This window comes from Serratia quinivorans (genome assembly GCF_946227985.1).
Lineage (GTDB): Bacteria > Pseudomonadota > Gammaproteobacteria > Enterobacterales > Enterobacteriaceae > Serratia > Serratia quinivorans_A.
Map to the genome: position 1 here is coordinate 535,979 of NZ_CAMKGL010000001.1, position 15,588 is coordinate 551,566.

Genomic DNA, 15,588 nt, shown 5'->3' on the forward strand with positions numbered 1-15,588 from the left:
TTTAACGAAATAAAAATTATATTCGGTCATTATTTTATCGCTAACTGGCTATATTATCTAAATAATGCAATAACGCATCAATGTGATGCAAAAATGCTCTTGCTAATATCCATTAGCGTTGCTAATTCTTAATGCCCATCGTATTAAATAAATTTATAAACTTTGGGGGCATATTTAGCATGGCTAAATTTAATTTCGGGGGCGTGCTTTCACTCCCTCGGAACATTGTATGTAAATAATTAAATCATTATCTCTATTGTGCGCACTTAATCTAATAGGTGGGTGGATGTATTCTAACGAATATATTTAATTGCCTGGGTATAAGCGATATTTTAACGAGAGTCCTTATGGAAACAAATGCCGTTGAGTCTACATTCAGTTTTGGCTCCTATACCCGATTACTGTCCGGCCCCGGCCATGCTGCGCTTTCGTTGTTTGGTTTATTGCTGCGCTTTCCCGTGGCGATGCGATCTATCAGCTGCATTATGCTGCTTTCTGCCACGACCAATTCGCTGTGGATTGCAGGTACCGTCGCCGGAACCTTAATGATTACCCAGGCTTTGGCCAGCCCGATACTGGGGGGCTTTGCTGATCGAGTCAGCCAGCGAAAAGTGCTTGTTGTCACCAGTTGCTGTCACGTGATCGCCATCGCTTTGCTGATTGCCCTGGTGTTTTTTGATGCCCATTTATGGCTAATTATGGCCGCCGCTATTGGTATTGGGTGCTCATCCGTACCGGTTGATGGCTTTATTCGTACCCGATGGGCGGCAATGGTCACCGATGAGGCTTTGCGAACCGCCTATGCTTTAGAAACCGTACTCGACGAGATTATTTTCTTGTTGGGCCCGTTGGTCGCCATTGTGTTAGCCACGGTATTGCACCCCGCTGCGGGGTTGGTTTTATGTGCCGTATTCACCTTCAGTGGGTCGATGGCGCTGGTGCTGCATCGGCGTTCAGAGCCGGTTATTGTGCAGAAGGTCGACGAAAAAAACCGCAGGGCCATTAGCATGATTTGGGTACGTAGCCTGATGGTTTCCTATGCGGCGGTGGGGATATTCCTTGGCTCGATCGATGTAATGATGATCGCCTTTGCCAAAGAGGTGGGCAATCCCACTCTCGCCGGAGTGCTGTTGTCTATCTGTGCCGGGGGCAGCCTGGTCGGGGGGCTCTGCTATGGTGCGATGAACTGGTCTATACCGCAGCCACGGCTGCTGTTGCTTACTTCCGCCACGCTTTGCGCAGGTACCGTTCCCCTGGTTTTCACCAGTTCCCCACTGGTTATGGGTTTGTCTGCGTTTATCGCCGGTTTATCGGTAGCACCGTTATTAATCACCTGCAGCAACCTGCTGGAATCGTTAACGCCTAAAGGCTGTTTATCCGAAGGGTTTTCCTGGCTTTCAAGCGCCGGGTGGCTGGGTTTTTCCTTCGGTGTCTCGGTCGGCGGGCAACTTTCAGATCAAACAGGGGCTGCCCAGGTCGCCTGGATCGCTCTGGCCGCCGGCATGCTCGCCTTATTAGCCAGTCTGTTCAGCCAATCGCTACTCAGTAAGAAATCAATGCCAAGCCCCATTTAAGCGGGTTCTTTCACTCTTATTACCGAGACAGGAAAACGGCCATCGTGAACCAGTTAACCACGGGTATGCCCGTTCCACGTATTAGCTTTAATGAATTTGTCGCTATGGGAGTGGAGGCTATTTTCCGAGCCGACGTTCCTGTGATTATTACTGATTTACCGCTTGATACCAGCAATAGCGCTAATGACCTTATTGCTCAACGGTTAGGTGATGACAATGTCACCTTATTCCGGGAAGCGAGTAATAAGGAAAATACCGAGCGATGGCAGACCACGAAAATTCAACTTCGTGGCTTTTTGGAAAATGAAGAATACCAGCGAGACAACAGCACCTGGTACCGCGTGGTTTCCAATATTATGCACCGGCCAGAAGACATCAATACTCTTCTCGGCTTTGATGCGTTTTCGCTACTGGCTTCTCGTCGTGGTCTGAATGCGGCCAATTTATGGATAAGTTACCACGGTGTATTTACCCAAAGTCACTTCGATGAACTCGAGAACTTTAATATCGCCCTGCAGGGAAGAAAACGATTCATCCTTTACCCACCCGGCCGCCGCGATTATTACCCGCGCTCTATCCTAAAGGGATTTGGCGACAAATCGCAGGCCTTCGATTTTAACAATATTGACCCACAGCGTTTTCCGCGGCTGGCAGCGAAATCCCCGCAGCGCCGCGATTTTATTCTGGAGCCCGGTGAAATGCTGTATTTGCCGCTGGGCTGGTGGCATCAGGCCGAGTCGTTAGACGACCTGAATATCAACGTTAACTTTTGGCTGTGGGATCTGAAAATCCTGCGCAGGCCTTATGTTTTGTATTCCGCGCTCTACACGGCGGCCTACCGTAAGTTCAAAGGCATTTATAACTATCAACCCGAACCTGCCAAGAAGGAAGGAATTTGATGACCAGCCGCAAGAAGATCACGCCAACCAACCACTATCGCAACAACGACAAAGCTATCGGTATTGGTAATCCCTTCTGGGATATGTCAGAGCAGAACGGACTCGCAGGGATCGTCGCCGGGCTTGAAAACGATTTGCTGTCCACCCCGGGTGGCCATCAATTTGTCAATTTTAGCTGCTGTTCTTACCTGAATCTGGACTCCCATCCCAAGGTGATAGAAGGGGCTATCGACGCGGTACGTCGCTACGGCGTGCTGGATCACTGCATCGCCCGTAGCCGGGTCCAGCTCCCGGTGCTCAAAGAGCTGGAGGAATCGCTCGGTGAACTGTTCCAGGCCGATGTTCTCAGTGGCGTGTCAGCCAGCAGCATCAGTGGGGGGCTGCTGCCGCTGATCGCCTCCGGGCATTTGGGCAACGGTGTTCGGCCGTTAATGATTTTCGATAAACATGCTCATGTGTCGTTGGCGGCGGCAAAACCCGCCTGTGCCGATGAAACCGAGGTCGTCACCTGCAATTACCACGATCTGGAGTTCATCAAGGACTGCTGCAAGAAATACCAGCGGGTCTGCTACGTGGTTGACGGCAGCGACAGCCTGGGCGGCTATGCGCCGGTTAAAGAGTTGGCCGAACTGCAGGACAAATACGGCCTGATGGTGTTCTACGACGATTCACATTCTATTTCCGCCTATGGCGAACGTGGGATTGGTTACGTTCGCTCACACAGCCCGGCGCTGAATGAGAACACCGTTATGGTGGTCACGCTCAACAAGGCTTTCGGCACCAGCGGGGCGGCGATACTGCTCAACGGCTATTCACAGCCGATGTTGCGCCTGGTCGAGCGCTTTGGCGGTGGGCTTAACTATTCGCAAAATCTGAACACGGCGGCCATCGGTGCCAGCCTGGCCTCTGCCGACATTCACCGCACGGCAGAGTTACCGATGCTGCAAAAGAAGCTGTACGACAACATTGCGCTGTTCGATTCCCTGATCCCGACCGAGCAGAGCGGCAACGCCTACCCGATCCGATTGGTGCCAATGAGCGATGAGACGGTGATCAGCGAAGGGCGTCAGGTGATTGAAGCCGGTTTTTATGTCTCACCGGTGTTCTTCCCGATCGTCGCCAAAGGCACTGCCGGCCTGCGGGTCATGATGCGTGCCGGGCAAACAGAAGATCAAATTCGCCGTTTGTGCAAGATACTGGCTGAAGTAAGGGCTCCCCAATGACGGATAACACACGCGCCATTCCGCGCAGCATTCTGTATACGCCTGCCTTGTCGCTCAACCGGGTAGTCAAGGCGCTGACTTATGACGCTGATGTCCACCTGATCGATCTGGAAGACTCGGTTCCCGGTCCGTCGAAAGCAGAAGGGCGCATTATCTGCCGTACCGCGCTTGATAATGCCCCGCCGTCGGCAAATATTGCCGTGCGCATCAACGCGCTGGGTACGGTTGATGCGCTGCATGACCTGGTGATGCTTTGTGGCGGCACCGCGCCCGGGTTTATCGTCATGTCGATGGTCAGGTCACCTGCCGAGGTGGTTTTTCTGCGTGAGACTTTTGCTTCTGCGGGCAAGCACCCGGAGATTTACCTGACGATAGAGACCGTTGAAGCCATTACCGATCTCGATGATGTCGCGGCCGTAGCCGATGGCCTGATTTTTGGCTCTGCGGATTTGGCGGCCACGTTGGGCGTACCCATCACCTGGTCGGGGATGCTGGCGGCACGTCAGGCGATGGTTCTGGCCAGTGCCAGACACGGCATTGGTTGCATTGATACCGCCAACTATCGTCTTTCTGAACCCGAGGTGCTGGCTAACGAAATCCAGAACATCAGGGATCTGGGCTTCCACGGTAAAGCGACCGTTCACCCCAGTGAACTTGAGCCTATCAATTCAGCGTTACGGCCAAACGAAGACGCGTTATTGGCGGCGCGCCGCATCACCGAGGCGGTCAAGGCTGCGCAAGGGGGCATTGCCTTGCTCGATGGTCATATGGTGGGGCCACCTTTCGCCCGTATGGCCCATACCACCCTGGGATTAGGCCAGGCCTGGGCTGCGCGTTTTAACAGGAGCAACTCATGACGCTCTCCGTTGCGGTGATAGGGACCGGTGCCATAGGGATGGATCTGGTCAATAAAATATATCGCTCATCCTGGCTGCATTGTGGGCTGGTGGCAGGGCGCAACAAGGACTCCGCCGGTTTGGCTGCCGCCACTGAGCTGGGTTGCCCGATCAGTGCCGGCGGCATCGACGCAATTTTGGCTGCCCCCAAGCCATTCGATGTGGTGTTCGACGCCACCAACGCCATGTCACATGTCAAACACTGGGAACTGCTACGTCCGCTGGGTACGTTGCTGATCGACCTGACTCCCAGCCACCTGGGGAAAATGATCGTCCCCACGGTAACCGGTACCGAAGCCCTGACCGATCGCAATGTCAGTTTGATCAGTTGCGGTGGGCAGGCATCGATCCCGATCCTGCATGCCCTGAGCCGACATTTCCACATGAACGACATCGAGGTGGTGGCGACCGTAGCCAGCAATATTTTGGGGCGAGCGACCAGAGTCAACATCGATGAATACGTAGAAACCACCCAGATTGCGCTCAGCGCTTTCACTGGGGTGGCAAATACCAAGGCGATCCTCAATATCAGCCCGGCAACGCCGCCGGCCATGTTCAGGGTGACTATATTTGCCGATATTCCTGGCGTGACGGCAGAACAGATAACCCCGGTGGTCACTGCGGCGGCGGCGGCGGTGCGGGAGTTCTCGGCGGGCTATAGGCTAACGGCGCTCAAGGTGACCGAAGGGCGAGCGTCAATCTCGCTGGAGGTCACCGCCAGCAGCAAGGTCATGCCAGAATACGCGGGTAACCTGGACCTGATTAATTCCGCTGCCATTCTGGTCGCCGAACAGTATGCGCACTATCGAAATAAAGCGGAGGTGGCCAATGACTATTCTCATTAACGATTCAACCTTGCGCGATGGTCAGCATGCGGTGAAACACCAACTCACTGCGACGCAGTTGCGAAGCTACGCCACGGCGGCAGACAAAACCGGCGTTGCGATGGTTGAAGTTGGCCACGGTAACGGGCTGGGAGCTTCCTCCTATCAGGTGGGGCGTGCGGCATTGAGTGACGAAGAGATGCTGACCACCGTTCGCGAGTCTCTGCAAAACAGCAAGATGGCGGTGTTTATGTTGCCCGGTTGGGGCACCATCGCCGACTTGTCCAAAGCTCTGGCTTACGGCACGGATGTGGTGCGCATTGGTACCCATTGTACCGAGGCTACGCTGGCCGAACGCCATCTGGGTTGGCTGCGGGAACAGGGCGCGGAGGCTCATGCGGTACTGATGATGAGCCATATGGCCACCCCGGTCGAGCTGGCTGACCAGGCAGAGTTATTGGTAGGTTACGGCGCGCAGGCGGTCGGCATTATGGATTCGGCCGGCAGTCTTTTGCCGCAGGATGTCACCGCACGTATTGCGGCCATGCGCATGCAGGTCGAGGTGCCGCTGATTTTCCACGCGCATAACAACCTGGGCATGGCGGTGGCGAATTCGCTGGCTGCCGTTCAGGCAGGCGCCGGCATTATTGATGGCTGCGCCCGTGGGGTCGGTGCCGGGGCGGGCAACACCCAACTGGAAGTGCTGATCCCGGTATTGGAGCGCCTGGGTTTTAACACCGGCATCGATCTCTATCATTTTCTGGATGCCGCCGATCTTGCCGCCAGAGAGTTAATGGTGGTTCCGCCGATGATCGACTCTCTGGGCATCGTCAGCGGTCTGGCCGGCGTTTTTTCCGGTTTTAAAAGCCCGGTGCTAAACCATGCAGGCAACGCTGGAGTGGATGCGCGCGATGTCTTCTTCGAACTGGGGCGACGACAAATTATTGCCGGGCAGGAAGACTTGATCGTTGAGGTTGTCGCCGAGCTGAAGAGGGCGGCCTCATGACCCTGCCAATCATCGACGCCGCGGAAATGGCGGGGGCTGATCGTTTGCGACAGGTGATGTCGACCCTGAGTGACGTGTTCCTGGATTTACGCAGCGGTCAAGAACGCTCGCCGCCGCGCACCTTACTGGATCATGGCCGTTCTGAGATGCTGGTCAGCCCGGCCAGCTGGCTGAAACGCGGTGTCGCCAGCGTCAAAATCACCACGCTCACGCCGGGTAACTCCGCCCACGGACTGCCGCTGATCCACGGTGTGGTGGTGCTGACCGACATCAATACCGGTCAGATACTGGCACTACTTGATGGCGCAAGTTTAACGGCAGTACGCACCGGCGCAGTGGCCGGTTTGGCAACCGACCTGTGTGCGAATGCCGATGCCGGGAACCTGGCCATTTTGGGAGCCGGGGTACAGGCCCGGGCAGTGCTGCTGGCAATGCTTGCCGTTCGCCCAATCCGCAAGGTGCGAATTTTTTCCCGCACGCCGGCCAGAACCGATCTGTTCGTGCAGTGGGCGCGAACGGTGACGGCGGCAGAGATTGCCATTTGCCATAGCGTGTTCGAAGCCGTGCAGGAGGCGGATATCATCTGCACCACCACCTCAACCTCATCTTCACAACCCTTGATTGAGGCCGATTGGGTAACGCCGGGGGCGCATCTGAATATTATCGGCGGCACCCATGAAGAGGCTATTGAGGTGGATCCTGCCTTGCTGAAAACGGCGTTTGTGGTGGTGGAAACCGCCGCTGCCGCCAGGGAGGATGCAGGAGAGGTTCGAACCGCCCTCACGCAGGGTTACCTCCAGCCTGAAGATCTTAATGAACTCGGCGCCGTCATTCTTGGCGAGTCTGCTGCGGGCGAAGGGCAGACAAGCTTGTTCCGCAGTGTGGGGCTGGCGATTGAAGACACGGCCGCCGCGATCGCACTCTACCCATCCACAGAGAAGAGACCATGCTAAGACGCGTTGGCGAAAATGAGTACGTTGAAGAACACGGTGGCGACTACGAGGACTTCGAGCCTGGCATGACCATCAAACACTGGCCGGGGCGCACGCTTTCTGAAGCCGACAACACCTGGCTAACCTTGCTGACCATGAACCAGCACCCGTTGCATTTCGATAAGGCCTACGGCGCTCAGGTTGAATATGGCCGCGTATTGGTGAACAGCAGCATTACCCTGGCGTTGGTCAGCGGCATGACCGTGCAAGCCTTGTCCGCCAGAGCGGTGGCTAATCTGGGGTGGGAAAAAGTACGTTTGAAAGATCCGCTTTTTGTCGGCGATACGCTGTATGCCACCAGCAAAATCCTGGCAAAACGGCCTTCAAAATCCCAGCCGAATAAAGGCATCGTCACGGTAGAAACCCTGGGTATCAAATCCACCGGCGAGACGGTGATTACTTTTGAGCGGTCGTTTATGGTTCTGCGGCGGGAATATATTGCCGCCCAATCCTCATCCGCGCAGGATTAAATGCCTGGCTCCTCCCCGTTGCTCACCGCAGCGGGGAGGAGCAGAAAAAAACCATTGAAATGAAAGCGCTGTTACCCAGCCTGAGATCTGCGTGGCAACTCTGGTTGATAGTCCTTCAGGGCTGAGGGTTCTGTACTATGTTTTCTGTTTGCAGCACGCTACACGCCGCTTCCGGTCGTGAGCGCAGCGGAGAGAACAGATGAACAAACGGGAATTAGAAAGCGCGATTGTCACCGATTTTTCCAAACGCATGAGCTACGGCGACTATCTGTGCCTGGATCAACTGCTGGACTGCCAACATCCGTTGTCCAACCCGCAGCATCATGATGAGATGCTGTTTGTGGTGCAGCACCAGACCTCTGAACTGTGGATGAAGTTAATGCTGCATGAGCTGCAGGCCGCGCGGACGCTGGTGCAGCAGGACAAACTCAGCCACTGCTTCAAAATCCTGGCGCGGGTCAAACAGATCCAACGTTTGCTGTTTGAGCAGTGGGCGGTGCTGGAAACCCTGACACCGTCGGAATACGTTGAATTCCGCGACGTGTTGGGCAACTCATCGGGTTTCCAATCCCATCAGTATCGTTCGATTGAATTTTTGTTGGGAAACAAGAATGCCGCCATGCTGGCGGTGTTCAGCAACGATGCGGATAAACACGCCGCGCTGAAGGCGATCCTCGAGGCACCCAGCCTGTACGATGAATACCTGCTCTACCTGTCACGCCACGGCCTGCCTATTCCGCAGGAGTGCATCGAACGCGACTGGACCCAGCCTTACCAGCGCAACCCGGACCTGCTGCCGGCGTTTAAAGAGATCTACGACCACCCGCAAAAGTATTGGGAAGCCTATGAAATGGCCGAGAAGCTGGTGGATATTGAGGAGAGCTTCCACCTGTGGCGTTTCCGCCATATGAAAACGGTGGAGCGGATTATCGGCTTTAAAACCGGCACCGGCGGTTCCAGCGGCGTCAGCTTCCTGAAAAAGGCGCTGGAATTGACCTTCTTCCCGGAACTGCTGGATGTGCGAACCGAGATTGGTGCCTGAACGGTATCCCGTATTAGTGCGAGGAGAAGGCGATGACGGTAAGAATTGAAGATAAATCAGCGGAAAGCGTAGTAGGGGTACGAGTGGTCGGGCCTTATCCGCAAACCATCCCTCAGGGCTGCCAACGGCTGATGGCCTGGCAGCAGCAACACCAGGTGCCACTGGGGAAGTGGCTGGTGCTGTACTGGGACGATCCGGCTGAAGTGGCGCCCGAGCGACTGCGGGCCGATGTGGTGTTTACCGTGGCGGATGATTTCGTATTGCCGACGTCGGGCAGTGAGGGGGTTGCGTTACAAACCCTTCCCGCCGGGCAATATGCGATTTATAACGTGCGCGTCAGCGACGGGGATTTTGAGCGGGTATGGGGGGATTTCTATCAGCGGGAACTGCCGGCCAGCGGCTATCAGCCAGTAGAAGGGGTGAGCTATGAGCACTACCTTAATGACTGCGAGGCGGATGGCTACTTTGACCTGGATATATACCAGACGGTGAAAAAAGGCTGAGTTTGCGGTGCAGGGAAGGGGAAATGCTGAGACGTCAGGGAGAGAAAAGGGGCTGAACCCGGCGAATACCGGGCTCAGTTCCCTTATTGTCTTCTAGAAGGTACTGGCGATTTCATACATTAACTTCATATGCGCCTTTGAAATATCCGTCGTGCCGCTATCACTGATTACCGAGACATACTGCTGCTCACTGGTTAACAGGATTTTGGCTTGTAACGGCGCGGATCGTTCGTTCAGGGTGGTAAATAACAGCGTTTCAATGCGATCCAGATTCGGATCCGCTCTGCCCCTGGCCTGATCCGTATAACGCCTGCCCATATAGAGCTCGGCATTACTGCGGCATTTTTCTTCATCCTTGATAATTTTTATCCGCGTTTCGTTAACGAAATCAATCAGCTTGATCCTCGCCTTGGCCGTTCTTTTGGTTGCTTCGAGCAAGTCTTTATTGTCCGTCTGCTGACGCTCGGACAAGGTATTTCTGAGCATCAACAGGCCGGCACTGACGATACCGGTCGCGCCGATCGTCGTCATGGCATACCGGACATAGATATTGGTCATCAGCGTGTCTGCTGCCTGAGCGGCGGCAATCGCCGCATAGGTAGCCCCCGCGCCCGATAATGCGCCCACGGCACCTACTGCCTTGGCGGCATAATCATAGTTACTCTTTTGCCTATCGTTATAGACGTTGCCTCCATAGCCCCGCAGCGAGGTTTTATATTTTTGGAAGAAACCAGAGTTCTCTTGCAGAGTGGTATTGTTGCCATGATTTAATAGCCCCATTTCCATCTCGTTGGTGTTATCTCCTTCACCATTGCGCTGAGCATCACTGCTCTGGCGCAATCGTTCGAAACTGGACATGATTGCCCGTTCGGAGTCATTCTCATACTGGTTGAGCGCTGTATTATCCAGCTCATTAACAAAGGCGATAATTATCCGCAGCTCGTCAGCATTGTATACCGAGAGATCGTTGAGCAGATTGTCTATCGCCAGCGTTGGGTCTGCCATAGTGCTGCCCTCGTTTAAATCTCTTTATTCTGTTTAATATCCCAACCGGCTTTGGTTTCTGCACCTTTGGTGCCGCTGGCGCTTTGCTCCCAGTAATGCAGATTGACCTTGGAAGCCTGAAAACGATATTTAACCAGGATATTATCGGTGTGCCCAACACCGGTAAAGTCCGCCATACTGACCAGGACATCTTCCAGCACGATCCTGGTATATTCGACCTGGGTGCCCCCGGCCTTGCAGATAGAAAGTTCTACTTTGGTTACATGTTTACCGCTGGAGCAAAACTTCAGAATGGCCGGTGTGGATTTATCGATAAGTGCCTGCACCTCCAAATCCTTGAAGTTTACTTTCCCTGTCCCGCCACCACCGCCTACGGCCATATTGCCAGACTGGGTCGCCCCCCAGTTGAATGACAGAATATCAGTCCAATTTTTGTGATTCGAATCATTAGATTCACCAGTAACCCCGTCAACCTTCAGAAATGAGTCAATTGCCATTTTGATACCTATATGAAATTGATTAATTTGCATTGGCGAAGCGGATTTATATCCATCAAAGCCAATAAGTGAGGTGGTACTTCTGGGCGGTTACAGCATTTGCTAATACGCCCGGAATTAAACTTGAGCTAAATATTAATGGTGATTGCAACGGCTATAGGTGGGTATCTCTCCTTTGGTTTTTAGGGTGAGTTTTGTTGTGCAGCGCAGAGAAATAGCACTACCACAGGATTTTATATTTAGGGGTGAGTTTACGAACGATTTTTATAAAACAGTTATTGATGAGATAGAGTGGTTACCTATTCCTATAATGTGTTTAATATTAAGGAAAGAATAGGGTTTTACTTGGTTTTATTCGGTCCTGTTGATTATGTGCTTATATAATCTTTAATCGGTTAATTTATACGTGATTTTTTAAATGTTTCTATTTGAGCTATTCAAAATCAATAACCATGTGTGTGCCCTTTGTCTTCTTTATTACCTTTCCTATTATGTAAAGCTTCATGTCTTCTGTTAATTCTTCCGTGTCATGGGGTGGCTCCCACTGCTTCATGCTATCCTTATATGCAATAAATCCACCGACTACCATCTCTCCTGGTATTTTTATCACTCGTCCTTCTATTTCTATTTTTATATAAGAGCTTGTTCCGGTTATTTTCATTTCAACCCTCTATCGAAAATGACTTTTTCAGTTTGATTTAATGGATCCAGCGTGGTTATTTTAGTCACTTTAGGGTTGTTAATCAATCGTGGCATTTCAACATTTTCCCATATGTTACCAGGGCGTAACTCATGCCCCACCACAGCCCTAACTTCGCCAGAGACCTGTGCTGCATATTCAGCAGAAACGTTCTCCCATGCTTCTATCGATTTCGGATTATTGAAGTCCCATTCAGGCATTTCTATAGCTTTGTCTTTGATTGTTGATTCGAGCGTGACGCCACCTCTCGATTTAGCTATGTTCTCAGCAACTTCGGCCCCACCAACACCTTTGGTTCTGCCAGACCAAAAGAACGCCGTATCGGGCTCTGTGGCAAGTTTGGGTGATAGCGCCTTAATGTCGACGAGGCTGGCACTGGCTGTTTTAGATGAGCGGATAGCATCAAACTTGGCACCGCCTTTCCCACCGGCAAATCCGCCGACGAATCCTCCCCCCAGCATCGACCATTTCTGACCATCACTGCCTTCACCGAAGTAAGCGCCGCCAATTAAACTGCCTGCGAAACCTCCGCCCAATCCGCCCAGCGTACCCAATATGGCTATGGCAGGGGTGGCGAGTACGGCAGCGGCACCGGCACCTGCAGCAAGCAGCGTCCAGTTCACCCAGTCGGGGATCTCTGGTTCAATATCATCTGTTTGCTCTTTTTCTCCGCCAATAATGACGTTAGGTGAACCGGTGTGAATTTCGGCGCTGCATGCCAGCAAATCATTGATACGGGCCGCAGGGAAATCATTGATATAGACTTTGACCGAGCCTTGGGCAACGACCTTTTTGGCCGGGCCATCTTCACTGCATTCCCCTGTTGAGATATGCGCACGTATGGCAGCTCTACCATTGATATAGACATTCGGCGAGCCGTCGGCAAGTACTCCGGTGACATGGCGAGGTGCCCAGGACATGCTGCCCAGCACTTCACCAAGTCCGCCTCCGGCAGAAGCGCCCGCAACTACGGCGGCGACCGCGACCGCAGCCGTGCCACCAGTAACGGCGATTAGTGCGGCACCGACAATCGCGCCGCCAATCAATCCGGCGATCATCCAGCCTTCGGACGCAGTGTGGGCTATTTCATCCAACTCTCGCGCTGCACTAAGCTCACTCATGGGTTAAGGCTCCCTGGCGGTCCGAAGATACTCCGCAATTTGCTCGGGATTGCTTAGTTCTTGTGGCCCATTCACAAAACGGCAGAGCAACAGGATTGATGAAAGATGCTGGCTGTTTTTGACAGAGGATGTCCATAACGCATAACGAGTAAATTCCGCTGAGCTGTTGGTAGACACTGGCGCAATATGCAACGGCTCACCCAGTGAGTGGTAAAACAGGTAGCTGCCGTTTAATGCTCTTTTCAGGTCGATATGTTGATAAAGTTCGCTGATAGCCGTGAATACGGAAAGTTCTTTACTGTCGGTGTCAAATACAAAAAAATTACCAACGGAATCGGTTGCAAGCATGGCGGGCACATGAGTGTCACTTTCTTTTTTATTGAAAATGATACTGGAAATCATTCCTTTATACTGTCTGTTATAGTAATCATCGAAGCTATTTTGACAGGTACCAATAAAGCAAACGATCTTTCTGCCTTGTAACTCATCTTTCAGCAGAACGATATTTTGTTTCTGCCAGATAACGGCCTCTGCAGACTTGAAACGGTAAAAAATCTCTATGGATGGCTGTTGATCTATATCTCCATGAGATGACGATATCAACTCGAACCCTTGAACGGTGGTCTGAAGATCCTGAGTCAATCGCGCAGCAACTTTTTGCAGCGTATCCTCTACCGTTGCATTAGCGCGTGAAACAACAAAGGTAAATTCACTCGCGTTGTTTTCGCTGAGAGTGAAAATGTTCATCGTGCGGTCTTTAAATGCGTCGGGTAGCTCGAAGCTGGCTTCTTGCGTTAAATAATGGCTCATTCAATATCCCGTATTACTTTTCTTCCCGTGAGAAAAAACTGTCTATTTGACTTTGAATTGTTTTTTGATGTTCGTCGCCTGGCGCATCGGTTTTCTTCTGGCCACTCGAAGGATTGAGATTTAGCTTGCCGCTGGATGTGTTAATTTCGCCAGATTGGTCAACGGTAATATTAAAATTAATACCGGTAATATTAATGTTGCCATCTTTGGTCAGTTCCAACACACTTTTGCCACATTCAAGACGAATCGACGTACCAGAGCCAATAACCAATGCGCCGACAACGTTATCTGTACGCGTATGCTCAGTCAGCATGGTTGAGTGGCCTTTCACGCCAATAATCTGATCCTCGACAATTCTCTGTTCTTCTTTGGCACCAACAAAATGCGTATGGTTTTTATCGATGGTATGGCTCTCATCGTTCTTCACCTGGGTGTCCATGTTGCGTTCCGCCTGGATCCACACCTGTTCCGAACCGGCTTTATCCTCGAAGCGCAGGGCGTTGGCGTTGTCGGCGGTGCCATCCTTGGTGCGGCTCATAAAGCCCATCTGGGTTGCGGCGGCCGGCAGTGCCCAGGGCGGCATACTGGCGTCGTTATACACGCGACCGGTCACGATCGGCCGGTCCGGATCGCCATTGATAAAGTCCACCACCACTTCGTCGTTGACGCGCGGGATCTGTACACCGCCATAACCCTGGCCGGCCCAGGCGCTGGACACGCGCACCCAGCAGGAGCTGCCATCGTCTTTGGGCCCGAAGCGATCCCAGTGGAATTTCACCTTGATGCGGCCGTATTTGTCGGTCCAGATCGACTCACCGGCCGGACCGACCACTTTTGCCGTCTGCGGGCCGTGAGTTTTTGGCCAACTGGCCTGTTGCGCCGGGTGCCAGGGAATATCCGCCGGCAGCACGGTGAAATCGATACGGTGTTCGCTGTGCTGATCGTCGCCGCTGGCGTAGCGGTTTTCCTTCAGGTGATATTTGGCCTGCAGCGTCAGGTATTCCCGGTTATCGTCCGCATGCGGGGCGTTATACAGCGTGAAGGTGCTGCCGGGGGCGATGCCCAGTGCGGTAGCGGTGCCTTCAATCTGCTGATGCTCGGCCTGCCAGGCTTCCTGGCGGATACGGGCGTAGAATTCCCCCTGCTGATGCTCGGTATAGCGGCCCGGCCAGTCGTAAACGTCAATCTGGCCCGGCGTCGGTGAGGCGGGGTTCTGACGTGCCTGGAACAGCCAGGCATTGGGTTTGCGAAAGTCGTAATCGTCGAGGCTGTAAATACCCGGCGTGACGTGATCGGACAGGGTCCACTGGCTGATGCCTTCTTCGCTGGTACTGCCGCCAGACGGCGTCAGATGGTAAGGGATCATCTCATAGCCGGGATAGGGCTGATGATGGTGGGGCGCATCGCCCAGCACCAGGGTGTGCTTGCCCATCTCATGTTTGAAATAGTAATAGATACCCTCCAGCTCCATCAGTCTGCTGATGAAGTTGAAGCTGCTCTCGTTGTACTGCACGCAATAGCCCCACAGACGGTAGTCGCCCGTGAGCTGATCTTCCAACTGGACATTATGTTCGGTCAGCAGGGTTTTGACGATCTGCGGCACCGTCTGTTCCTGGAAGATGCGGAAGTTGCGGTCCTTGGTCATCGGCCACAGATCCGGCTGCACGTGCAGGTTATACACCGCATAACGGGTGCCGCTGATCTCTTCGCTGCTGACGGCGATCGACGTGATTTTGCCGTTCAGATAGCGGGGCGGGCCAAGAAAACCCTGGGTGGGGATCTCCAGCGTCAGGGGTTGGCCGAGCAAAGCCTTGCGGTCGAGGCGAGCATTTTTGCTCAGCAGTTCGATGGCGAAATCAAAGGGTGAGGAAAGGGCTTCAGTCCCTTCCAGCGAACGGAACAGCAATGACTCCTGGCCCAGTGGCGTATGCGCAATAATGCGGTCCAGCATGAGAACGTCCTCTGTGAATGACGCATGCGTCAATCTCATGAAAATACGGTGAAGGCCCGCGGTGACGGGCCGGAA

16 protein-coding genes are annotated in these 15,588 nt (G+C 53.2%); 10 read left to right on the forward strand and 6 right to left on the reverse strand.

Going from position 1 to position 15,588, the window contains the following annotated elements; translation table 11 throughout:
• Positions 1 to 347: 347 nt before the first annotated feature.
• The 10 genes from OCH02_RS02515 to sbmC all read left to right on the forward strand — a co-directional run bounded on the left by OCH02_RS02515 (position 348) and on the right by sbmC (position 9,429).
• Positions 348 to 1,574, forward strand: coding sequence for an MFS transporter (locus OCH02_RS02515; protein WP_261429659.1), 1,227 nt, complete (start codon positions 348 to 350; stop codon positions 1,572 to 1,574).
• Between the two features lie 44 nt (positions 1,575 to 1,618).
• On the forward strand, positions 1,619 to 2,473 hold the full coding sequence (locus OCH02_RS02520) for a cupin-like domain-containing protein (protein WP_207213193.1): 855 nt from the start codon (positions 1,619 to 1,621) through the stop codon (positions 2,471 to 2,473).
• Positions 2,473 to 3,696 carry an aminotransferase class I/II-fold pyridoxal phosphate-dependent enzyme gene (locus OCH02_RS02525; RefSeq protein ID WP_261429660.1) on the forward strand — a complete coding sequence of 408 codons (1,224 nt, stop codon included), beginning with the start codon at positions 2,473 to 2,475 and terminating at the stop codon, positions 3,694 to 3,696. Before OCH02_RS02520 ends, OCH02_RS02525 begins: the two co-directional genes overlap by 1 nt.
• Entirely contained in the window at positions 3,693 to 4,553 is an 861-nt protein-coding gene (locus OCH02_RS02530) for an HpcH/HpaI aldolase/citrate lyase family protein (protein ID WP_261429662.1), read from the forward strand. The genes OCH02_RS02525 and OCH02_RS02530 overlap by 4 nt, the downstream gene beginning before the upstream one ends.
• Positions 4,550 to 5,437 carry an acetaldehyde dehydrogenase (acetylating) gene (locus OCH02_RS02535; RefSeq protein ID WP_261429663.1) on the forward strand — a complete coding sequence of 296 codons (888 nt, stop codon included), beginning with the start codon at positions 4,550 to 4,552 and terminating at the stop codon, positions 5,435 to 5,437. The genes OCH02_RS02530 and OCH02_RS02535 overlap by 4 nt, the downstream gene beginning before the upstream one ends.
• Positions 5,421 to 6,422, forward strand: coding sequence for a 4-hydroxy-2-oxovalerate aldolase (gene dmpG / locus OCH02_RS02540; RefSeq protein WP_261429664.1), 1,002 nt, complete (start codon positions 5,421 to 5,423; stop codon positions 6,420 to 6,422). The genes OCH02_RS02535 and dmpG overlap by 17 nt, the downstream gene beginning before the upstream one ends.
• On the forward strand, positions 6,419 to 7,375 hold the full coding sequence (locus tag OCH02_RS02545; RefSeq protein ID WP_261429666.1) for an ornithine cyclodeaminase family protein: 957 nt from the start codon (positions 6,419 to 6,421) through the stop codon (positions 7,373 to 7,375). The genes dmpG and OCH02_RS02545 overlap by 4 nt, the downstream gene beginning before the upstream one ends.
• Positions 7,369 to 7,884 (forward strand): MaoC family dehydratase, encoded by a 516-nt coding sequence (locus OCH02_RS02550; RefSeq protein WP_261429667.1) that lies wholly within the window; start codon positions 7,369 to 7,371, stop codon positions 7,882 to 7,884. Before OCH02_RS02545 ends, OCH02_RS02550 begins: the two co-directional genes overlap by 7 nt.
• Before the next feature lie 199 nt (positions 7,885 to 8,083).
• Positions 8,084 to 8,926, forward strand: coding sequence for a tryptophan 2,3-dioxygenase (gene kynA / locus OCH02_RS02555; RefSeq protein ID WP_135317075.1), 843 nt, complete (start codon positions 8,084 to 8,086; stop codon positions 8,924 to 8,926).
• Positions 8,927 to 8,958: 32 nt separating this feature from the next.
• Entirely contained in the window at positions 8,959 to 9,429 is a 471-nt protein-coding gene (sbmC, locus tag OCH02_RS02560; RefSeq protein WP_261429668.1) for a DNA gyrase inhibitor SbmC, read from the forward strand.
• Between the two features lie 93 nt (positions 9,430 to 9,522).
• Here sbmC and OCH02_RS02565 read toward each other — a convergent pair whose 3' ends face one another.
• The 6 genes from OCH02_RS02565 to OCH02_RS02590 all read right to left on the reverse strand — a co-directional run bounded on the left by OCH02_RS02565 (position 9,523) and on the right by OCH02_RS02590 (position 15,513).
• The gene (locus OCH02_RS02565) at positions 9,523 to 10,434 is read right to left on the reverse strand and encodes a hypothetical protein (RefSeq protein ID WP_261429669.1); all 912 of its coding nucleotides are present in this window, start codon (positions 10,432 to 10,434) and stop codon (positions 9,523 to 9,525) included.
• Between the two features lie 14 nt (positions 10,435 to 10,448).
• Positions 10,449 to 10,931, reverse strand: a complete 483-nt coding sequence (locus OCH02_RS02570; RefSeq protein ID WP_012145741.1) for an Hcp family type VI secretion system effector — start codon at positions 10,929 to 10,931, stop codon at positions 10,449 to 10,451.
• Between the two features lie 433 nt (positions 10,932 to 11,364).
• A complete protein-coding gene (locus tag OCH02_RS02575) occupies positions 11,365 to 11,592 on the reverse strand; it encodes an Imm74 family immunity protein (RefSeq protein ID WP_261429670.1) in 228 nt (75 codons plus the stop codon).
• On the reverse strand, positions 11,589 to 12,752 hold the full coding sequence (locus OCH02_RS02580) for a PAAR domain-containing protein (RefSeq protein ID WP_261429672.1): 1,164 nt from the start codon (positions 12,750 to 12,752) through the stop codon (positions 11,589 to 11,591). The genes OCH02_RS02575 and OCH02_RS02580 overlap by 4 nt, the downstream gene beginning before the upstream one ends.
• 3 nt (positions 12,753 to 12,755) lie before the next feature.
• On the reverse strand, positions 12,756 to 13,562 hold the full coding sequence (locus OCH02_RS02585) for a DcrB-related protein (protein ID WP_261429673.1): 807 nt from the start codon (positions 13,560 to 13,562) through the stop codon (positions 12,756 to 12,758).
• A 13-nt stretch (positions 13,563 to 13,575) separates the two neighbouring features.
• Positions 13,576 to 15,513: a type VI secretion system Vgr family protein gene (locus OCH02_RS02590; RefSeq protein WP_261429674.1), complete on the reverse strand. Its 1,938-nt coding sequence runs from the start codon at positions 15,511 to 15,513 to the stop codon at positions 13,576 to 13,578.
• Positions 15,514 to 15,588 lie beyond the last annotated feature (75 nt).